Source organism: Trueperella pyogenes (genome assembly GCF_001070855.1).
Taxonomy (GTDB): Bacteria; Actinomycetota; Actinomycetes; order Actinomycetales; family Actinomycetaceae; genus Pauljensenia; species Pauljensenia pyogenes_A.
In genome coordinates, this window is record NZ_JVLH01000009.1 from 373397 (window position 1) to 393839 (window position 20443).

16 protein-coding genes and 1 tRNA gene are annotated in these 20443 nt (G+C 56.0%); 12 read left to right on the forward strand and 5 right to left on the reverse strand.

Annotation, left to right across the window (positions count from 1 at the left end; genetic code table 11):
• Nucleotides 1–7 precede the first annotated feature (7 nt).
• Genes ADG72_RS05100 through ADG72_RS05115 form a run of 4 tightly spaced genes read left to right on the forward strand, consistent with a single transcriptional unit; the run spans nucleotide 8 to nucleotide 5036 of the window.
• Nucleotides 8–1630, forward strand: a complete 1623-nt coding sequence (locus ADG72_RS05100; protein ID WP_239667664.1) for an ABC transporter permease — start codon at nucleotides 8–10, stop codon at nucleotides 1628–1630.
• Entirely contained in the window at nucleotides 1627–2556 is a 930-nt protein-coding gene (locus tag ADG72_RS05105) for an ABC transporter ATP-binding protein (RefSeq protein ID WP_048712863.1), read from the forward strand. Before ADG72_RS05100 ends, ADG72_RS05105 begins: the two co-directional genes overlap by 4 nt.
• Before the next feature lie 9 nt (nucleotides 2557–2565).
• Nucleotides 2566–3300: a class I SAM-dependent methyltransferase gene (locus tag ADG72_RS05110; protein ID WP_048712866.1), complete on the forward strand. Its 735-nt coding sequence runs from the start codon at nucleotides 2566–2568 to the stop codon at nucleotides 3298–3300.
• Between the two features lie 23 nt (nucleotides 3301–3323).
• Nucleotides 3324–5036, forward strand: coding sequence for an alpha/beta hydrolase (locus ADG72_RS05115; protein WP_048712868.1), 1713 nt, complete (start codon nucleotides 3324–3326; stop codon nucleotides 5034–5036).
• Between the two features lie 6 nt (nucleotides 5037–5042).
• Here the strand turns inward: ADG72_RS05115 and ADG72_RS05120 are convergent, their stop codons facing one another.
• Nucleotides 5043–6233, reverse strand: a complete 1191-nt coding sequence (locus ADG72_RS05120; protein ID WP_157857682.1) for a family 20 glycosylhydrolase — start codon at nucleotides 6231–6233, stop codon at nucleotides 5043–5045.
• A gap of 101 nt (nucleotides 6234–6334) precedes the next feature.
• Here ADG72_RS05120 and ADG72_RS05125 point away from each other — a divergent pair, with 101 nt between their 5' ends.
• The 4 genes from ADG72_RS05125 (at nucleotide 6335) to ADG72_RS05140 (ending at nucleotide 10823) form a co-directional block, all read left to right on the forward strand.
• Nucleotides 6335–7474 (forward strand): ROK family protein, encoded by a 1140-nt coding sequence (locus ADG72_RS05125; RefSeq protein ID WP_048712873.1) that lies wholly within the window; start codon nucleotides 6335–6337, stop codon nucleotides 7472–7474.
• Between the two features lie 92 nt (nucleotides 7475–7566).
• On the forward strand, nucleotides 7567–8871 hold the full coding sequence (locus ADG72_RS05130) for an extracellular solute-binding protein (protein ID WP_239667665.1): 1305 nt from the start codon (nucleotides 7567–7569) through the stop codon (nucleotides 8869–8871).
• A gap of 126 nt (nucleotides 8872–8997) precedes the next feature.
• Nucleotides 8998–9936 (forward strand): carbohydrate ABC transporter permease, encoded by a 939-nt coding sequence (locus ADG72_RS05135; protein ID WP_048712877.1) that lies wholly within the window; start codon nucleotides 8998–9000, stop codon nucleotides 9934–9936.
• The gene (locus ADG72_RS05140; RefSeq protein ID WP_048712878.1) at nucleotides 9933–10823 is read left to right on the forward strand and encodes a carbohydrate ABC transporter permease; all 891 of its coding nucleotides are present in this window, start codon (nucleotides 9933–9935) and stop codon (nucleotides 10821–10823) included. The genes ADG72_RS05135 and ADG72_RS05140 overlap by 4 nt, the downstream gene beginning before the upstream one ends.
• Nucleotides 10824–10873: 50 nt before the next feature.
• Here the strand turns inward: ADG72_RS05140 and ADG72_RS05145 are convergent, their stop codons facing one another.
• Nucleotides 10874–13495 carry a lysylphosphatidylglycerol synthase transmembrane domain-containing protein gene (locus ADG72_RS05145; RefSeq protein WP_048712880.1) on the reverse strand — a complete coding sequence of 874 codons (2622 nt, stop codon included), beginning with the start codon at nucleotides 13493–13495 and terminating at the stop codon, nucleotides 10874–10876.
• A 98-nt stretch (nucleotides 13496–13593) separates the two neighbouring features.
• Between ADG72_RS05145 and ADG72_RS05150 the strand changes: the two genes are divergently transcribed.
• Complete coding sequence (locus ADG72_RS05150) at nucleotides 13594–14292, forward strand: DedA family protein (RefSeq protein WP_048712883.1); 699 nt, start codon at nucleotides 13594–13596, stop codon at nucleotides 14290–14292.
• Nucleotides 14289–15224, forward strand: coding sequence for a prephenate dehydratase (pheA, locus tag ADG72_RS05155; RefSeq protein WP_048712884.1), 936 nt, complete (start codon nucleotides 14289–14291; stop codon nucleotides 15222–15224). Before ADG72_RS05150 ends, pheA begins: the two co-directional genes overlap by 4 nt.
• Nucleotides 15225–15382: 158 nt before the next feature.
• Here the strand turns inward: pheA and ADG72_RS05160 are convergent.
• A tRNA-Leu gene (locus ADG72_RS05160) sits at nucleotides 15383–15466 on the reverse strand.
• A gap of 138 nt (nucleotides 15467–15604) precedes the next feature.
• Nucleotides 15605–16534, reverse strand: coding sequence for a hypothetical protein (locus ADG72_RS05165; RefSeq protein WP_048712888.1), 930 nt, complete (start codon nucleotides 16532–16534; stop codon nucleotides 15605–15607).
• 182 nt (nucleotides 16535–16716) lie between these two features.
• On the opposite strand from ADG72_RS05165, the gene ADG72_RS05170 reads away from it, so the two are divergent.
• Both ADG72_RS05170 and ADG72_RS05175 read left to right on the forward strand, forming a co-directional pair.
• The gene (locus ADG72_RS05170; RefSeq protein WP_048712889.1) at nucleotides 16717–17616 is read left to right on the forward strand and encodes a DUF4862 family protein; all 900 of its coding nucleotides are present in this window, start codon (nucleotides 16717–16719) and stop codon (nucleotides 17614–17616) included.
• Between the two features lie 95 nt (nucleotides 17617–17711).
• Entirely contained in the window at nucleotides 17712–18482 is a 771-nt protein-coding gene (locus ADG72_RS05175) for a potassium channel family protein (protein WP_239667666.1), read from the forward strand.
• Between the two features lies 1 nt (nucleotide 18483).
• Here ADG72_RS05175 and glmS read toward each other — a convergent pair whose 3' ends face one another.
• Entirely contained in the window at nucleotides 18484–20397 is a 1914-nt protein-coding gene (gene glmS, locus ADG72_RS05180; RefSeq protein ID WP_048712893.1) for a glutamine--fructose-6-phosphate transaminase (isomerizing), read from the reverse strand.
• Nucleotides 20398–20443 lie beyond the last annotated feature (46 nt).

Genomic DNA, 20443 nt, shown 5'->3' on the forward strand with positions numbered 1-20443 from the left:
CGGGGCAGTGGCTCTCGGCGTCCCCCTGGCGTTTCTTACGCTGTTTTTTGCGTGGCCAGCAGCAACTCTCATCGCTAAGGGATTTAGTGCTGAGGGCGGTGGGAGTGACCTCTCAGGTTTAGGTGAGCTTTTGGGGGCTTCTAGAACGTGGAAAGTCATTGGCCGCACCTTGTGGATGGCCCTTCTGGGCACGACCTTTTCGTTGATTCTGGGGATTCCGGGTGCCTATGCCCTGTATTGCTGTCGTTTCCCCGGACGTCGATTCCTCCGCGCTGTCATTTCGGTCCCCTTCGTTCTTCCCACAGTCGTTGTGGGTGTTGCTTTTCGCTCTCTCCTTGCGCCTCAGGGGTGGCTAGGTTTCTTGGGGCTCGATGGCACGATGACCGCAGTCGTCGCGGCGATGGTGTTCTTTAATTACTCGCTGGTCGTGCGCAATGTTGGAAGCTTTTGGGCGCAATTGGACGAGCGTCCCGCTCAGGTTGCCTCATGTCTAGGGGCTCCTCCACGCCGAGTTTTCTTGAGCGTCACCCTTCCTGCGCTCCTTCCCGCGATCGCCTCAGCAGCCTCGTTGGTCTTCTTGTATTGCGCAACTTCCTTCGGGATCGTGCTGATTTTGGGTGGCTCCAAACTGACGACCGTCGAGTCCGAGATCTACATGCTCACCACGCAGTTCTTGGATCTGCGCAGCGCCTCTGTGCTCTCCATTGTTCAGTTGGTCGTCATCGCCCTGTCCTTGATCATTGCCGAGGCCGCGCGCAGGCGTGGGAAGAACGCGGCAACTTTGGGTGCGCCTCGGGCAGAGAGGTCCGTGAGCGCGGGGGATCTATGGGCACTGATTTTCAGTGGTTTCGTTATTTGTGTGCTTGTCCTTCTGCCGCTGGCCGCACTGGTGTGGCGTTCCCTTCACCGACGAGGCCGTTTGACCTTTGAGCACTACGTGAAGTTGGCGGATTCTTCCTTCAGCCCCGCTCTTCGTGTCTCGCCCCTGCAGGCTTTGGGACATTCGCTTCTTGTCGCCCTTGTCGCAATGGTTATTGCTTTAAGTGTGGGTGTTTGCGTGGTTCTTCTTGTCACGCGTCATCCCCGTTCACGAGTGGGACGAAGTGCAATAGCTGTGGTGGAAAGCGTCTTCATGCTTCCTTTGGGTGTTTCTGCCGTCACGGTGGGCTTTGGATTCCTCATCACCATGAATCGTCCACCTCTAGATCTGCGCAGTTCCTGGATCCTGGTGCCCTGTGCGCAGGCCGTCGTTGCTCTTCCTCTGGTTGTTCGCCTGATCGCTCCCTCTTTGCGAGCAATTAACCCTAGACTCCGCGAAGCTGCGGCAAGTTTGGGGGCCAGTGATTCTCGAGTTTTGGTAACAATCGATGGACCGGTCCTTGCACGTTCAGTGGGTATTGCTGCGGGTTTTGCGATTGCGACGTCATTGGGTGAATTTGGCGCGACCTCTTTCCTTGCCAAGGGGGATGCAGTCACTCTTCCCGTGGTCATCTACCGTTTGATTTCACGCCCTGATGCCCTAGATCAAGGTGTGGCGATGGCTTCTTGCGTTCTTCTTGCAGCGGTGTGCGCACTTCTGATTACCTGTATGGAATGGCTGCGTCCAGCGGAGATTGGAGACAAGCTATGACCGATTCGACGGCTTTAGAGTGCATCGATGTGAGCGTTGATTACGGTTCTTTCCGCGCGGTAGATGGTGTCTCTTTTTCTCTCAAGTCCGGCCAAATCACTGCGCTTCTAGGCCCCAGTGGATGTGGAAAGTCGACGTTGTTGCGCTCAATCGCGGGCCTTGAACGTCCTCAGCAGGGCGATATTCAGTGGAATGGACAGTCGATTCTTCGCATTCCTACGTATAGGCGTGGTTTTGGCTTGATGTTCCAGGACGGGCAGCTCTTCCCGCATCGCAGTGTCGAAGGAAATGTCGCCTACGGCTTGCGTGGCCTTCCCGCTGCTGAGCGTTCTGCGCGCGTTGCAGAGGTTTTAGAGATTGTCGGTTTGGAAGGTTTTGGCCCACGGAGCATCGACTCCCTCTCAGGTGGTCAAGCGCAGCGAGTGGCGCTGGCCCGCGCTTTGGCTCCACGGCCTCGTCTCCTTCTGTTGGATGAACCGCTTTCGGCGCTGGATCGCTCGATGCGTGAAAGTTTGTCGATCGAATTGCGTGAAATCATCACGGGTGAAGGAATCACAAGCATCTACGTCACCCATGACCAGGATGAGGCTTTTACCGTTGCCGATCAGATTGGCGTGATGATCTCTGGCCATCTTCGTCGCCTTGATAGTCCCGAGGCCGTGTGGGACGACCCGGGAGACACGGAAGTTGCGCGCTTTTTGGGAGTCGAGAAGGAAGAACTAGAGCTTGCTGGCAAAGAAAGTGAGCTCTGGGCAGTTGTGTGCGGAACTGTGCTGAGCCGCGGACGAGGATTCTCTGTGCTTCCCGTTCGGCTGGAATCATCTTCGAATGCCGAGCCAGAGTTGATGCGAGTTCCTTTCGGTCATCCGATCCCCTCTCTTGGTCAGAGAGTTCAGGTCCGGGCATCTCGGGGGACAATCCACTAGGCTTCACTCGTGACCAATCCCTTTCAACACGCGACAGAGTCCTATGGTGCTGTTCGCCCAAGCTACCCGTGTGAGGCGATCGATACGATTCTTGCGGGGGAAAAGGCCTCGGAAACCACCATTGCGGATGTGGGTGCGGGTACGGGAAAACTGACCGCGGAGCTTCTTGAGCGCGGGGCGAAGGTGATCGCAGTTGAGCCAGCTCAGGCGATGCGTGAACAATTGGTTAAGCTCCTGGGGCACGATCGGAACCTGCAGGTCGTTGATGCCTGCGCTGAAGCAACTGGGCTGGAGGACGCGAGTGTCGATCGAGCCGTATTCGCGCAATCGTGGCATTGGGTAGAGCCGCAGGTGGCGGGGCAGGAAATGTACAGAATTGTGCGTCCCGGTGGGCAGTTGATGATTGTGTGGAATCAATTGGATGTGACAATCCCGTGGGTTCACAGACTTACAAGAATTATGCGTTCGGGCGACGTTCACCGTCCTGATCGTCCGCCGACCGTGGGGGAGCACTGGTCCCAACCGGTATTGAATCGCTTCGATTGGGATGATTCCATGACTCCCGAAGACATTCTGGAACTGGGAACAACGCGATCGTCCTATTTGCGCTCTAGCGCTGCGGGGCGCAAGAAAATGCAAGAGAATCTGCGCTGGTATCTCTATGAACACTTGGGCTTTGAGCCTCACTCCACTGTGAAACTGCCCTATTTCACGCTCGTCTGGGTTGCGGATCGGGCAGAATAAGACATACCCAGAGGAGGTGGCATGTGGATATTTCACTAATTGGCGTCGTCGGCGCGCTGGTGATGTACGGGGTATCCGTTTCGCCTTCTCTTCTTGCTCGTTCGTGGCAGTGGCACGCGGTCGCCTCGGGTGTTCTCTCGACTGTTGGCTACATTGTTGGACTGACAATCCAGCGCTTCTATGCCCTGGTTGTGCCCAGGCTCGGTGTTGAAATTACTGCTCCGAAGGCTGTATCGATCGCCTTTAGGGCTGTGCTACTACTGGGGTTCTTTTTATGGTTCCTCCGCTGGCTGCTCCAGTCCTATCGCGAGCGTAAGCGTGCCAATCGTCTGGTCGGAATGCGCGGTGAGACCTTAGGGGAATACCTCCTGGGTACTGTCTGTGCTTTTATTCTGATGCTGGCTTTGCTTGGTGTTGCCTGGGGGCTTCAATGGATTGGCCGGGCAATTGTTAGTGTTCTGAGCCAGTGGATGCATATGGTCTTCGCGCTTGCTCTTTCCCTGCTCATTCTTGTTGTCATTGTGTATGCATTGACCTCGCAGGTCCTGCTGAAGCTGGGTATTAATTTCTTCACCCGTCACGCCCGAAAAATGAATAACCGCACGGCGAAGGGGATTGTCCAGCCCCAGGTGCCTGAGCGTTCGGGGTCGCCGCACTCGTGCTCCTCCTGGCGTGCCGTGGGCGGGCAGGGTCGGGTTTTTCTTGGTCGAGGTCCTAGCCGCGCCGACATCGAGGCCGTTACGGGTTGCTCGGCTATGGAGCCCATTCGCGTGTATGCGGGGATGCCCGAAGAAGGGCAGAGCCTGCAAAATGCCGCTGACCTTGTTGTCGAGGAATTGCATCGGACGGGTGCTTTTGATCGCGCTGTCATCTTGATTGCCACTTCGACGGGATCTGGGTGGGTCGACGAATGGCAGGTTCAGCCTCTGGAGTACTTGACTCGTGGAAATTGCGCGACGGCTTCGATGCAGTATTCCTTCGTTCCTTCCTCGATTAACTTCCTGACGGACCTGGATGTTTCTGAAGAAGCAGCGGTTATTCTCTTTGAAACGATTCGTTGCGCAGTGGATGAGATTCCAGAAGACCGTAGGCCAGCACTTTTCGTCTGCGGAGAATCTTTAGGGGCCTACGCCTCGCAACATGTCTTCTCGGGAATTGTCGATGTTTTAAGTCGGACTGATGGTGCGCTCTGGGTGGGAACTCCTGCGTTTACGCCGATGCACGCGGAACTAACCGCCATCCGTCACCGAGGCAGTCCCGAGGTTGCTCCCGTTGTTGCAAATGGCCGCCACGTACGTTTCGTTAATGTTCCAGAGAATCTGTGGGCAGATGTGTACGGTCGCGAACTTGGCGATTGGAACTATCCCAGGATTGTCTATGCTCAGCACCCCTCGGATCCGGTGGTTTGGTGGAATTCGGAGTTAGTGTGGCACAAGCCCGACTGGATTTCAGAAAAGGTTGACGGGGATGTCAGTCCCCATATGCAATACACGCGAGGTGCCACCTACATTCAGGTCCTCGTCGATATGCCGGTTGCGGGTACGGCTCCGGGTGGTCATGGGCACACCTATCACGAAGAACTCATTCCGCTGTGGGAAGCGATCTTAGGACTTCGTGAGGATGAGAAAAGCCCGGGATTACACTTTGGCTTGGATTCACGGTGGGTTCAGGATGATACCCATGAAATGATCGGCCGAGCAATTCGCGAAAATCTCTCGCGTTCGGAGCGCCAGTAGAAAAACTTAAGCTTTCCGACCGTAGATTCCTTGTTCAGCCAGCCACTGCATTTCCGCGCGGATGCGCTCACGAAGCTCGACCTCGTCAAAGGCGCACAAACCGTGCCAAGCGACTTCAGCGACGGCTAACAAACGCGGGAAAAGTTGGTAGTACAACTGCTCGCGCGTGGGAACAAATTCGCACCACAGTGCACTTTGGATGCCAATCGGCGCCGAGGCAGCTTGTGTGATCTCCTCCATGACCTCGATGAGGATTCGTTCTGGAGTAATCACTCCGAACATTGCCGCAGGTTCATCCGAGGCCTCTCCAGCCAGGCGATTGAGATAGAGCTGGTCGCAGCATCCGTACACCCAGGGTTGCCCAGAGAGTGCTGCACGTCTGGGCCCTTCGCCGAATCCTCGCCACGCGATGATGAGAGTGTCATCAAGAACATCCGCCGGAGCAATTTCGGTGAGTTCATCCCAACCGGCAGCGCGCTTACCCAGAGAATGAAGGATTTCGAGTGCGCGTCGAGTCATGGATTCTTGGAGCTGACGTCCGCTGCGAATTCCTTGGGATGCTAGAGAATCCATCAAGGCGTGATCGTTTTCCCAGGCCTCGAAACGACATTCATCCCCGCCGATATGAATGATCGGAGATGGGAAGAGAAGAGCGACGTGGGTGAGTGCGGCGTCGATCAAAGCCCAGGATTGATCTGTGGGCCAAAGAAGGTCATTACGATGGCTCCAATGCTCGGGAGGGAGCTTTGCCAATGCTGGATCTCCCAGCTCGGGGTAGGAGCGAATTGCTGCATGCATATGACCGGGAAGGTCAATTTCAGGGATGACCTCAATTCCTTCTGTGGCAGCATGGGTAATAATTTCCCGGATCTCATCATCCGTGTAATAGCCCCACGTGGAGTCTTGGGGAGCGCTCGCGATCATGACGGCGCGTTTATCCGCGTCGACATTGTCGTACCAGTCGAAGGCTTCGCGCGGTAAATGCGCACCCGTTTGGGTGAGTTTAGGGAATTCGGGGATCTGGATACGCCAGCCCGCGTCATCGGTGAGATGAAGGTGAAGGCGGTTGAAGCCATAGCGTCCCAGCAGAGTGATGATCTCGTGGATAAGCTCGGGCGGCCAGAATGTTCGTGCGCAATCGAGCATAAATCCACGCCATGCGAAGGCTGGTGTGCATTCGCGATCATGTGGGATCATTGAGGGTGACACGTTAATCCTCTTTAATTAGGTCAACCGACTTTAGTGTTACGAATCGTAACATCAGATTCTGTGTGTGCCAAGGTCTGAATGGAGTACAAGTGCTGAGTACAAATAAAGAGCGTGCAATTGCAGCTCTTGTGATGCAGGGACCGCAGCATCGTGCTGCCTTGGCTCGCAGTCTTTCGGTTTCTCGCACAACCGTCACCAATCTGGTCCAGGATCTCATTGCCGAGGGATATATGGCCGATGACGGTGAATCTCCATTGAAATCCACCGTCAAACTCACGGAAAAAGTGGGTGTTCTGGTGTCGGTTGTCTTCTGGATTGATCGGACGTTAATTTCGATCGCAAGTGTTGACGGCCGTCTTCTCAATTCTCGCGAAATCGCAGAAAATCCTCACGAAAGCGGAAAAGTTCGCCTCTCGCATGTCGAGGCACCACTGTCTGTCATGCGTGCTCAACTTGGCGACCCTACGGTGCGTGCGGGTCATGTTGCGGTCAATACTCAGATCAATGTTCGCACGGGTGAAGTGGTCGGGAGTGCGGCCTCGTCGATGTGGAAGGGCACCAATCCACTGAAGGCGATGGGCGCACTGCTGGACGCTCCAATCTGTGTCGAGAACACGGTGCGGCTGGCCGCATTTGTTGAGTATGAACGAATGGGTGAGCCGGCATCTTCCATGGCCTACGTCCATCTTTCTCATGGCATCACCATGGGATATGTGCTGGATGGGGCGCTGGTTCGCGGTGGTCATGGGGGAGCGGGTGAACTGGGGCATATCAGTATTGATCCCATGGGAATCCCTTGTGAATGCTCGAATAGGGGCTGCCTGCAGCAGTATGTGTCGACCCCTGCAATCCTCGCTCGTCTTCGGCCAATTCTGGGCGAAAAGGCGGGGGTATCCGATTTTGTCGATGCTGTGAATAACGGTGATCATGCCTGCGTGAGCCTGGTTGAAGAAATTGGTGAGCAGCTGGGCGTTGCGATGGTCACCGTGACGAATCTTCTTGATCCTGAAGAAATCATCCTTGGGGGAGAGCTCGCTAAGGTGGGTGCTCACCTTCTCGAGCCGCTTCGTCGCGTCGTCCGTCGCCGAGGTCTTCCTCTGTCTGCGCACAACGTTCGTTTTTCCTGTGCGGGGGAGCCAGCCTCGGCACTGGAGATGGCTGCTGCAGCCTTCCGGGTGATTGTTCACGATGAGGAAATCGTCGAATTGATTGTCCGCTCTGTCGCATAACGAAAGTGTTACGCTTCTTGACAAACGTTTTGTCGACGGTGATACTAAAACTCATCTACGCATAGGCGCGTAGCGTTTGAGAGGAAATAAAGATGTCTCAGCACACAACCAGAAGGCGTGTGATCGCTCTGGCCACAGCATGTGTCCTTAGCCTCGGCCTCGCCGCATGCGGAAAGTCTTCGACCCCCGATGCAAGCGCATCTTCTGACACCTCTGCGGTGACCGGAAAGACCGTGCGCGTATGGTTCATGGAAGGCTCGATTTCGGACGACGCCATTGCATACCTGGAAAAGACCTTCGCAGAACAGAACCCCGGAAACACCCTCAAGGTTGAAATCCAGCCTTGGGACGGAATCGTCTCCAAGCTGCAAACCTCGCTGGCCTCTAAGTCAGAAAGCCCCGATCTGGTCGAAACCGGTAATACCCAGACCGCGGTCTTCGCATCGGTCGGCGCATTCGCACCCGTCGATGACCTCTACAACAAGGTCGGTGGTGACAAGCTTATTCAGTCCTTCATCGATGCAGGACGCTGGGATAACAAGCTTTACGCGCTTCCGCTGTATGCGGGCGCTCGCGGAATTATCTACCGTAAGGATCTTTTCGAAAAGGCCAATATCGCTGTCCCGAAGACCATCGATGAGCTGGCAGATGCAGCAATCAAGCTGGGCAAGGCCAACCCCGATAACGTTGAAGGATTCTCCGGCATGTACCTGTCGGCAGTGGATATCCACGGTGTCGAATCCCTGATGTTTGCCGGCGGCGGCGACTACGCAACCTTGAGCAATGGGAAGTGGCAAGAAAAGCTCACCGATCCGGCCACCGTCGCCTCGCTCGAGCGTATTCAGAAGATCTTCAAGGACGGCACCGCATACGCGATGGATTCCTCCGCTTCGCAGAAGAGCTTCCAGAAGTACTTCAATGAGAACAAGGTCGGTATTCTGGTCGGCACTGGCTCGGTCGCCAAGAAGATCGATAAGGAACTGTGGGATGCAGGAAAGGTTGGCGTCATGCCGATCCCCGGAGTCAAGGAAGGAAGCGTCGGACAGACCTTCGCAGGTGGCTCCTCCATTTCGCTGGCATCAAACGCGCAGAACCCTGAACTGGCCAAGAAGGCCCTTGAAGTGATCTTCTCTGAGAAGTTCCAGACCATGGTTGCCAAGGCCGGATGGACTCCCGGTAATACCCAGTACGGTTCGGCCTCGGAAGGCGCATTTGCGGACATCTCCACCACTGTTATCGAGAACTCCAAGCTCACGCCGAACACACCTCAGTGGGGCGTCGTTGCAGGCGATAACGTCATCCGTGACTTCTTCACCGAAATTGCCCAGGGCAAGGACGTGAAGACAGTTGCAAAGGATGCGGGCGCGAAGCTCGATACCACGCTGAACAAGCAGTAGGAGTGACACTCCTTCATATCTCGCGCCAATCTGAAGGATAGACAGAAAGGCGCATCCGAATCGGGGAGTCGCCCGGCCTTTCACGGGCGACTCCCCGAACCTACCTAACAGTCGGAGAGAGCAACGATGACCTCCTCGCAAATCCCAGTGCGCGCGGGCAGCCCACGCAAGAAACTTACGCGCACACTGGCACCCTTCCTCCTTCTCAGCCCAGCCGTTGTTTTGGTCCTAGTTGTTCTGGGATACCCCATGGTTCGCCAGTTCCTTATGTCGTTCCAAAAATTCGGATTGGAACAGCAATTTGGGAAGCCGCCGACATGGGTGGGGCTGGATAACTACATTGCGATTCTCTCCGACTCCTATTTCTGGTCTGTCCTGGCAAAGTCCCTTGCGTTTTGCGCGTGGACTGCGGGACTGACCATGGTTGGTGCAATCTCCCTGGCCCTCATGATGCGCGCGGCCTCTCCCGCTGCCAGAACCTTCATGAACTCCACCCTGATTGTTGTCTGGGCAATGCCGCTACTTGCCTCTTTGACTGTGTGGCAATGGTTGGTTGACCCGAACTTTGGTTTGATCAACTTCCTTTTGGCATCGATTGGCCTTCCCTTCAAGGGATTCGCGTGGCTCTCGGCTTCGTATTGGACCTTCTTCTTAGTGGCCTCGGCAATCATCATCTGGGCATCCATGCCCCTGGCGGCGATCTCCATTTACGCAGCTGTCACGCAGATCGATGACTCTTTGCTTGAAGCCGCACAGATTGATGGGGCCGGCTACATTTCACGTCTTCGTTACGTGATCTTCCCGTCGATTTCTCCGGTGATCGCGCTCATTGGTGTCCTTCAGGTGATTTGGGACCTGCGTGTCTTCACGCATATCTACGTTCTTCAGCAGTCGGGTTCGATTTCGACTGAAACAAACCTTCTGGGTACCTACGTCTACCGACTCGGTATCTCTCAGGGTAACTACGGGATGGCCTCGGCCCTTGCAACGGTCATCTTGCTGATCACCGTGGTGATTACAGCGAAATACATTCACATGCTCTTCACGAAGGGGGACGCGCGATGAGCGCCGCACAGGTTCGGGAACATGCACACCAGGCTGCGCCTCGTCCCCTCAATCGCAAGAAAATCCATGCCGGCAAGATTGCAATCAACACAATTTTGGTCATCACTTCGCTCGTGTGGCTACTACCCGTGTATTGGATGGTGAACTCAGCATTCCAAACCGAGAAAAACCTTCTGTCGAGCCCGCCTAAGTTGATCCCCGCGCCGCTGACCACTGAACACTTCGCCAAAGTGCTCTCATCTCCGGCATTTCACTCCGCGTTGCTTATGTCCTTGAGCGCGGCAGTCATCACCGTTGTGGCAACAACCTTGTGCTCACTTCTTGCAGCTCTGGCCTTGGCACGTTTTAATTTCCGAGGCCGTCGGACTTTGATCGTTGCAATCCTTGTGATTCAGATGATCCCCGCTGAAGCGCTCTTTATTTCCCAGTACAGGATGTTGGACTCGTGGGCGCTATTGAACTCGGTTGCTGGCCTGTCATTGCTGTACGTGGGTGGCGTGCTGCCCTTCGTCACGTGGATGATGCGCGGTTATGTCGAGGCTGTTCCCGAGGAGCTCGAGCAGGCCGCAATGATTGACGGATGCACCCGTATCCAAGCGTTCATGCGTGTGACCTTGCCGCTTCTTGCCCCAGGCTTGGTATCGACCTCGGTATTTGCCTTCCTTCACTCCTGGAATGAATACACGCTGGCCCTGATCGTGCTCTCTCGCGATTCGGCAGTGACTTTGCCGCTGTGGCTGCAATCCTTCCAGCAGGGCCTGCAAGGTTCGGACTGGGGCGGTGTGATGGCAGGCTCGACACTCATCACAATCCCCGTGCTGATCCTGTTCATTTTCGTTCAGAACCGGATGTCGACCGGTATGGTGTCGGGGGCTGTGAAGGGCTAAAACTCTTCACCGGCACACGCCGCATGGCTATGCGGCAAGGCCGGTAGGGATCAGATCAGGTTACGCTTCTGCATGATCTTCAGGGCCACCCAACCGAAGGGAGCGCGGCCGTAGAAGGTCACCAGACGGTAGATGATCGCGGTTGGAAGAGCCATGGACACGGCGATTCCGGCAACTTGAAGGCCACCGGTGAGTGCGGCCTCGACCGGGCCGATGCCACCGGGGGAGGGGACGACAGACCCCAGCGAGTTCGAGGCCAAGTAAGTGATGGAGAGGGTCACCAAGTTCAATGACCCGCCCATTGCAGTCAAGGAAGCCCAGAACGCCCCAACGAAACCGATATTCATGAGCAGGTTTCCGCCGAGCACCGCAAGAAGGCGCTGAGGCTGACCAGCAACCCACAGAAGACGCGGATACACCTGCTTCCATGTTGGCTCGATCTTCGACCAGATGAACTTCCGGATCTTCGGAATCGAAATGCACACGATGACAATCACGGCCACGACTGCAGTTCCGGCAATAATAGCGACATAGGGGAGCGAAACCGAAAGCGATGAACCCGAGAAGAACAGGACGATGACTAACAAAGAGACGGTTACCAGGAACTGAGAAATCTGCTGCAGAGTAACTGTGGTGACGGCAGCTGCCGTCGACATCTTCTGCTTTGTAAGGAAACGCAGGTTGAGCGCTGCCGGACCAATTCCAGCGGGAGCGACCAGGGTGATGATCGATGCTGCGATCTGAGCCAAGATGGCGTCGCCAAATTTGACCTTTTCTTGGCTGAAAGCAACCAGGGGAACGGCTCCTCCAACCCAGGTTGTTGCTGCGAAGGCGAAAGCAACAGCGATCCAAATGGGGCTTGCCTGCTTTACTGCAGCGACAATATCGGAGAAGTTGAGCGAACCCATCAACACGACAACCGCAACTGCCAGAACGCCGAAGGTAATCATTGTCCTGGGTGCGAAGCGCTGAAGGTTCGCGGGCTGAACGGATTCTTGCGGGGTGTCGGCGACGATCGCCTCGCGCAGGCGATCCAGAAGATCGCTGCGTCGAAGAGTGGAGGAAACCTCGGAAGGAAGGACCGGCTTTTGAAGAACCGGTGCGCAGGCAACCAATTCAGCTTCGCTCAGGTTTCGCCGGGCCGAGGCCAGCGCTCGCTCGGGCCCAGCATAGATAGCAAGCAGGGTGAGAAGCTGAGCGATATCAATGCGTTGGTTGAGCTCAGTCGTTGCAACCTCACCTTCATCCCAGTGGATCAGCCAAACCTCTGAGGACTGGTCGAGTACGAGGGACGAAGGGGCGATGCGACGGTGGCTGATCGCGTGAGAATGCGCCAAGAGGAGCTGCTTCCACGCCTGATCAAGAATGTCATCGCTCAGTGCGTCGGTGTCGGCCAGGTCCTTGAGTGAAGCTGTCGGAGGAAGGGCTCGCATCGCCGTCATGATCGAGTCTCCAGCTTGAGCAATACCCATGGGCTCAGGCAAGTGAACACCGGAACGTTTAGCTGAAATGGCTGTTAGCATGGAACGCTCTGCAGCAGCCTTCACCGAGGGGGAAACCCAGCGAGAAATCCCGCGCAGGCGGACGTTGTTCCATACTTCCAAGAGTGTGCCGGCCATACCGCGGCCCGGATCCAAGATGGTGATTTCGTAGGGAACACCGTAGGTATCCCAGACCTGGTAGTGACGGTTTCCATCGACCGGTGGTCGGCGGGCAATCGTGTATTCCGCTGAATCAGCCTCGGCGGTCTCCATGCGGAAGTGACCGTGCGGTGTTTCCGAAACAGTCCATGTATCCAGCGTGACTCCGGTGGGAAGAAGGTCTGTACGGATGACGCGTGAGGGAATAATCCGGATCGAGAGCAGCGCCTTCACAATCTGGCCGCCCGAGGCACTGCGGTCTTGGAAGCCCAAGAAGAAACGTGATGAAACGCCAAAAGTGCGACCAAGAAGAACGGAGATTAATGCAGATGGAAGGGTGAGCTGCCCGCGAAGTACCCAGATGACGATGATGATGCCCAGAGCCCAGTAGGACAAGCGGACTGAACGAAGTGCTTCTGCTTCACCCGCAGCTGTGAAGAGGGCAATGAGAGCGATTGCGACCAGGTTGATCGCGATGTGCGAGGCCGTCTGTCCGTTTTCCACGTTCATGACCCTGAGCGGGCCGGTGATGGTTTCAGGAAGTTGGCGAAGTCCCAGCAAGATCACATACGAGGCCACGCCAGCGATCATGGAGGTGGCGAGAGCTTCGATGGCGGTGGAGACCTGTCGGCGGAATAGCAACATTCCGATGACGGCGATGGGAGTGACCAAAATGGTCAGACCTTCTAAGAGCGACAGGGGCATCAGGAGAAGATCGCGGATTACGGTGACTCGTAGAACGTCTTGCGCGACGCCTTCTGTGGTTGAAGAGGCGACGAATCCCAGGCCCCACACAAGGACAATACCCACCAGGCACATGATGGCCTCGTAGAGATCAGCCCGGCGCCGGCGACGGGAGAGCAGGCGATCGGCGAAGAAAACGGGTTCGGGAAGCCGAGAGCGTGAGGAAGTGGGTGCAGTCGATTCGGGTGCATCCTCAAACTCGGTTTCAGTGGGGTCCACCGGTGGTTCCCCAGAGGTTGCGGGGGCCTCGGTTATGTCAGACGTGACCAGTTCCTCGGAATTCTCCATGGATGACATCCTATCTGTTGTGTAAAGACCGGTAGGGTTGACTTAAGTAACATGCCGTGCACTTTGTCATTCGTTGAACCCAATTGAAGGAATTCTGCATGCTGAACGCCATCCTGGTGAACGCCTCAGGGCTTGACACCTTCATCAACTGGTTTAAAGACCCCGAAAGCCTGCTGATCGCAATGGGACCGTGGGTCCTGTGGGGGACGATGCTCATCGTCCTCATTGAGTCGGGTGTCCTTTTCCCGGTTCTTCCCGGAGAATCTTTGCTCTTCACAGCAGGTTTGCTGCACGATCGACTGGGCTTGCACCTTCCAACCCTGATCATCATGGTTGTTGTCGCAGCCTTCATTGGCGCGCAAATTGGTTACTTCCTGGGTGCAAAGTGGGGACGCAGGTTCTTCAAGCCGGATGCTCGAATCTTGAAGACCGAGCACTTGGAGAAGGCCGAACGATACTTCCGTGACTACGGCGGGCGTTCGCTGGTCATTGGTCGTTTCATCCCTTTCGTTCGTACCTTCATTCCGATCGCGGCGGGAATGGCGCGCTACCCCTACGCCAAGTTCCTGATCTTCAACACTCTGGGTGCCTTGATCTGGGGTGCGGGATTCATCCTCGTTGGCTCACTTCTGGGTAATGTTCCCTTCGTGCATGACAACCTCACGCTGATCTTGGGCGTCATCATTCTGGTTTCGGTTCTGCCCGTGATCATTGAGATCGTCGGAAAGAAGCATGCAGGCGAGCATACTGAGGCCGGTGAAGCCGAGGCCCTCTCGCAGCAGGAGCACTCCGAGTGAGCACCTTGCGAATCGCGTTCCTAGGGCCCTTCGGGACTTTCACCGAGCAGGCTCTGCGCCAGGTTGCTCCGGAGAACGCCGAGCTTATTCCCCTGACTTCCCCGCCTTTGGCGATGAAGGCCGTGCGTGAGGGAAGGGCAGACTGGGCAGTCGTACCCATTGAGAACTCCATCGAAGGTGGTGTCAATGCAACGCTCGATGCGCTGGCAGACTACCCGCAGCTCGTGATCCGTGCCGAAATGCTGGTGCCGATTACCTTCCACCTGGCTGTTCGCCCCGGGACGCGCGCGGAAGATATCCGCAAGATCGGGACGCACCCGCACGCGTGGGCGCAGTGCCGAAACTGGGCTGAGGGAACCTTCCCCGGAGTTGGTCACGTCCCTACGACCTCGACTGCTGCAGCGGCCGAGACCTTGGGTTCGGGCGAAAGCGCATTCGACGCGGTTCTGTGTAATGCGACTTCGGTGGACCGCTACGGTTTGGAATCGCTCTTCACGGATGTTGCGGATAACCCGGGTGCCATCACGCGTTTTGTGTGCGTGAGAAGGCCGATTGAAGGGTCCTTGACTGCGCCGACTGGACACGATAAGACGACGATTCAAGTCGCGCTGCCGGTGAACCAAGCGGGTTCGCTCATGCGTTTGCTTGAACAGTTCTCGGTGCATGACGTTGACCTGTCACGAATCGAATCGCGTCCCAGTGGTGATGGTTTGGGTGCCTATACCTTCTCGATCGATATGGTTGGACACATCGCTCAGGAACATATTCAGGCGGCACTGCGCGGGTTGTATCGCGTGTCTCCGGATGTGCGATTCATGGGTTCTTACCCCAGCTCGACTGTCAATAGCGCGGATGTTCCCCAAGATGACGAGGACTATCGACGCGCACGAACTTGGGTGCGCGAGCTCCTTGCGGGTGTCGAGCAGGACTGAACTGCTGATTTTTACGAGGCCGGTTGGCGCTTGAGGGCGTCAGCTGGCCTCGCAGTTTAGTTAGGCAAGGTACGCAATGCGCCTGCTTTGCGCATGAGGCGGGCCAAGCCTCGGCAGGTAAAACAAAAGGACCCAGCTTTCGCTGGGTCCTTACTACGTGCGCGAGGGGGGAGTTGAACCCCCACGCCCTCACGGGCACACGGACCTGAACCGTGCGCGTCTGCCTATTCCGCCACTCGCGCGTACGTGGAAACTTTAGGGAATGAGAAACGATAAGTCAAACTGAATGATGAAAGGCGGCGCGCATCACCTTGAGACACGTAAAGACACCCATCCCATAGCTGACCACCGCCTGCGCGCAGCCGGCCTCCGTTCGTCTTTTACTTCGCGAGGAAGCGTTGGACGAAGCTTTCGGGTAGGTACAGGTACTTTTCTACAAGTCCCATAAAGGTCTCAAAGTCGATCTTTGGATTGCTGAAAAGCTCGTGAAGTTCGGGATTATCACCCTGGGTAATCGGGCCGAATTCTCCAGTGGGTAGGCAGTAGAAGATATCGCGACTGATCGCGAAACCGTTGTTATTACCGAATTCTTCCATGACCGCGAAGCGCATGTAGTCGGCCATCTGGAGTATCTGTCGTGATATGTCTTCCGGATCGATGGGTGCATAGAGCAGGACGGATCGTTGCGGAATAGCGAAGAACAAACCGTGGGGAGCGTTAATTTGGAGATTGCTTACCAAGGCACTGATGTTTGCTGCCTTGCCGGCAATGAATGGTGATTCTCCCAGAAGCTCGGTGAATGGACCCACCTCTTGCTTGGTGTCGATTGGCTCATTATCGGTGTTGATCTGACCGTAGTAGAAGAGCTCGTCGACGGAAAGCGGGTATTGAGCAAGACTTTGATCCGTCACCAATGACACGCTGTTCGGGAAATCCAGATAGAGCGCTTTGGCTAATCCGGCAGTGAATGGGCGAATGTAGGTGATGGGCAGATCTGAGCTCTGTCCGCCCCGGATGATGCGGGTGCGAATTCGTCGGCGAAGCTCGTCGGGATCATTAAGCGAGTACTCGGGCATCCGCAGGGTCTCAATCATGAAGGCAACCCAGCGTTCGATTCGCTCCTGATGCTGGGCCTGGTCGCAGCGCGATAGATCCGACAGAAGGTTTTCAACGTTGAAGCGCATGGTGTCGACGGTCAGAATGTAGCCGTTTGTTTGAGGGTCGACTTGGGGAGTCGCGTTGATGCCAGCATCTTCCAGGCGCTTCAAAAGATAGGGGAACGTGCGTTGAATCAGTTCATTGCGGTCCATGGACTGAGTTTATCGTTTTTCATATTTGAAAGAGCTGGATTGAGGATGGATGAGGAGTTTGATGCAGGTCTTTTCTGAGGGTAAATTTGTCTGATAAATATGCTGCGTTTTGCAGCTCGACCTGTCAGACTTATCAGTGCGTGTCCCAACGACGGCGACATCACCACAGAAGGATGATCACAATGACAATCCCATTCATTATCGGAGCCTACGCCTCGCATCCGGCGCCGGAGCTACAAGAGGAGTACTACAAACTTCTCGCGCAGCAGCCGTGGATCAACGGCCTCGAAATGCCCTATCCCGGACAGATCGCCACCGACAACGAACTTCTCGCCGGCCTGCTTGCCGCGAACTGGGATTTCAACGCCGTCACCGCCATCCCCGGCACCATGCAAAACGTCGGCAAAGACGCGAACTTCGGCTTGGCCTCGCCAGATCGGGACGGTCGCGAGGCCGCGCTGGCTTTCACCCGCCAGCTGCGTGAGGACGTGGGCAAGTTGAGCGAGCATGCTGATCGCAATGTGGTGACGCGCATCGAGGTGCACTCGGCACCTACGCGGACCGCGGAAGGGGACGCGTTCAGGCGCTCGTTGGAAGTTCTGCGCGAATGGGATTGGTACGGCGCGAAGCTCGTGATTGAGCATTGCGATCGCTTTATCTCCGAGCAAAAGCCGGAAAAGGGATTCCTCTCGGTCGAAGAAGAAATCGAGATCGCTGCGGAATTTGAGGTCGGTGTCTTGATTAACTGGGGACGCTCCGTTCTAGAAGAGCGCAGTGCCGATGCTGCCTACGATCACATCATTGCGGCTGGAAAGCGCGGGGTTCTGGATGGTGTCGTCTTCTCTGGTGCAGGTCCCGAGGAAACTCAGTACGGCTATTCGTGGGTTGATGGGCACCTGCCCAGCCAGAGCGATGAACCGGCATCGCTCATGAGTGACGCGGAAATTAAGCGCTGCGCACAGGCCGCGATCGAAGCTGGATGCAACTATCTGGGCGCGAAGATGTGCGTGCCTAAGGATGCGACCTTGGAGGAGCGCCTTGCAATGCTGACCCACGTCTACAAGGCGTGTGATCTTAAGTAAGTGCGTGCCTTGGCACTCATTGAAGATGTGTCGTGGGGGTGGAGCCGGGGAGCGGCTCCACCCCCACTCTTTGTGTAAACATGTATAAAGATCACATGCATGAAAAATGGGAGCGGACAATGGAGTGGCCGCTCATGGTTGTTGCCGTCGTTTTCTTGGTTGCCTATTCTGCGCAAATTGTGACGGATGCGAGTGGGGTCGACTACGAGCGTTATGAACTTGTCTTGAATATCTGTTGGGCCGTATTTGGTATCGACTATCTTGTCAGGCTCGTTACTGCGCCTGAAAAATGGCGGTGGTTTAAGGCGAATCTGGTTGATTTCTTTTCTGTCGCCTTGCCTTTCCTTCGGCCACTACGTCTTGTGCGTTTGGTAGCACTACTGCGCATCTTTCAGCGTTCTGCAGATGCGGAACTGCGAAATAAAATTTCTCTCTATACGGGAGCGATATCTGCCTTGCTCATTTGGGTTGGGGCACTCACTGTCCTTGAGGCCGAGCGCCACGCCGAGGGAGCGACACTGACCGACCTTGGACGAGCACTGTGGTGGTCTCTAGTTACTGTGACGACGGTTGGATACGGCGACATCGCACCTGTAACAGTTACAGGGCGTGTGGTTGCGGCGATCTACATGCTCTTTGGGATTGCGCTCATTGGAATCGTGACCGGTATTTTCTCATCTTGGTTCCTTGAAAGGATTAAACAAGAAGAGGGAATGAAGGCTGAAGAGCCAGCAGTTGCCACTGCCGCTGCAGTGCAACAGCCGGAGGCTCATGCTCAATTAGAAAAGCAGATCGCAGAGCTGACTCAAGAAGTTCGATTACTCCGTGCAGAAGTTGCGGCGGCTCAGGCGAAATCCCATGTTTGACCTACTCCACGGTGACGGACTTGGCCAGGTTTCGTGGTTGGTCAACATCCAGCCCCTTAACCGCAGCGAGCTTACACGCAAAAATCTGCAGCGGAACAATTGTCAGTAGCGGTGCATAGAGCGTCGGAACCGGTGGAACGCGGAAGACGACTTCAGCGAACTCATCAACCGATGCATCGCCTTCCTCTGCAATGACAATGGTTCGGGCCCCGCGCGCACGAACTTCTTGGATATTCGCCAAGACCTTCGCGTGCAGTTCGGGGCGGCGCGGAGTCGGCACAATGACCACAACCGGCTGGCCTTCATCCACCAGAGCGATCGGCCCGTGCTTGAGTTCGCCGGCCGCAAAACCCTCTGCGTGGATGTAGCAGATTTCCTTGAGCTTGAGCGCACCCTCAAGTGCGACGGGGTAGCCCACGTGACGACCCAAGTAGATCACGGAGGTTGCGTCCTTCATGGTGCGGGCGAACTGGCGAACGGTCTCTCCGCTATCCAAAACCTTCTGGATCGCCTCGGGCACGTGGGCGAGCTTCTCCATGTAGTCGGCGATTTCGTCGGCGTACTTGTTTCCGCGAACCTGTGCCAAATACAGACCAAGGATGAAGCAGGCAGTGACCTGTGATGTGAAGGCCTTCGTTGATGCAACTGCGATTTCAGGCCCCGCATGGGTCAAAATCACGGCATCCGATTCGCGTGAAATTGTCGAACCGGGAGTATTGACAATCGCGACGACCTTCGCGCCCTGTTCGCGCGCGTGGCGAATCGCCTGGATCGTATCCATGGTTTCGCCGCTCTGAGAAATTGCGACAACTAAAGTCTTTTCGCCAACGACCGGATCGCGGTAGCGAAATTCGCTGGAGAGCTCGACTTCGACGGGAATTCGGCACCAGTGTTCGATCGCGTAACGAGCGACCTGTCCCGCATAAGAAGCCGTCCCGCAACCAATCATGATGATCTTGTCGATTCCGCGAAGCACGTGTTCTGGGATTCGAACTTCATCCAATGCCAGGTGCTCGTGGGAATCCAGGCGATCAGCCAAAGTATCCGCAACCCCTCGAGGCTGCTCGTGAATTTCCTTCTCCATGAAGGTTGGCCATCCACCCTTGGTCGCGCGGTCCGCCGAAAAATCGACTTCATATTCCTTCAGGGGAACCGGGTGTCCATCCGCACCGATGACCGTTACAGCGGAAGCGCTCACGACAACCAGCTGGTCTTGCCCAATTTCTACCGCGCGATTTGTGTGCTCGATAAATGCCAGTACATCCGAGCCAAGGAAGTTCTCTCCCTCGCCCAAGCCAATAACCAGCGGCGATGATCTGCGGGCGGCAACAATAACCTTGGGAGATTCAGTAGATAGTGCGAGCAGTGTGAAGGTTCCTTCAAGCTTCGCGGTCACTTCGCGCATAGCGACGATCAGTCGGCGTGCGACGGCCTCGTCAGTGCCGCTGAGTCCCGCTACTTCACCCGTGTACGAGGCCGGACCCGCCTGGTCGTAGGCGTGTGCAAGCAGGTGCACGACTACTTCCGTATCGGTTTCCGAGGCGAATACCGCGCCTTGTGCGCGCAACTGCGCGCGCAGGTTATCGGCATTTTCGATAATCCCGTTGTGGACCAATGCGAAACGTCCGTCGGGACTCACATGTGGGTGTGCATTCGCAACGGTTGGGCGACCGTGAGTTGCCCAACGGGTGTGTCCGATCCCAGCGAAAGCGTCGGCGGGCGCATCCTGATCAACGGCCTCGCGCAGGTTAACCAGCTTTCCGACAGCCTTGATGACATTTAATTTCCCCGGGTTTGCTAAGGCAATTCCCGCGGAGTCGTATCCGCGATATTCCAGGCGTGAAAGTCCATCAAGAACGACCTGGCGGCTTCGCTGAGAGGCTTCGCATGCGACTTGTCCAACAATTCCGCACATGTTCTCATTGCAACACAGGAGCCTTGCTATCGCTTGCCGGATAGCT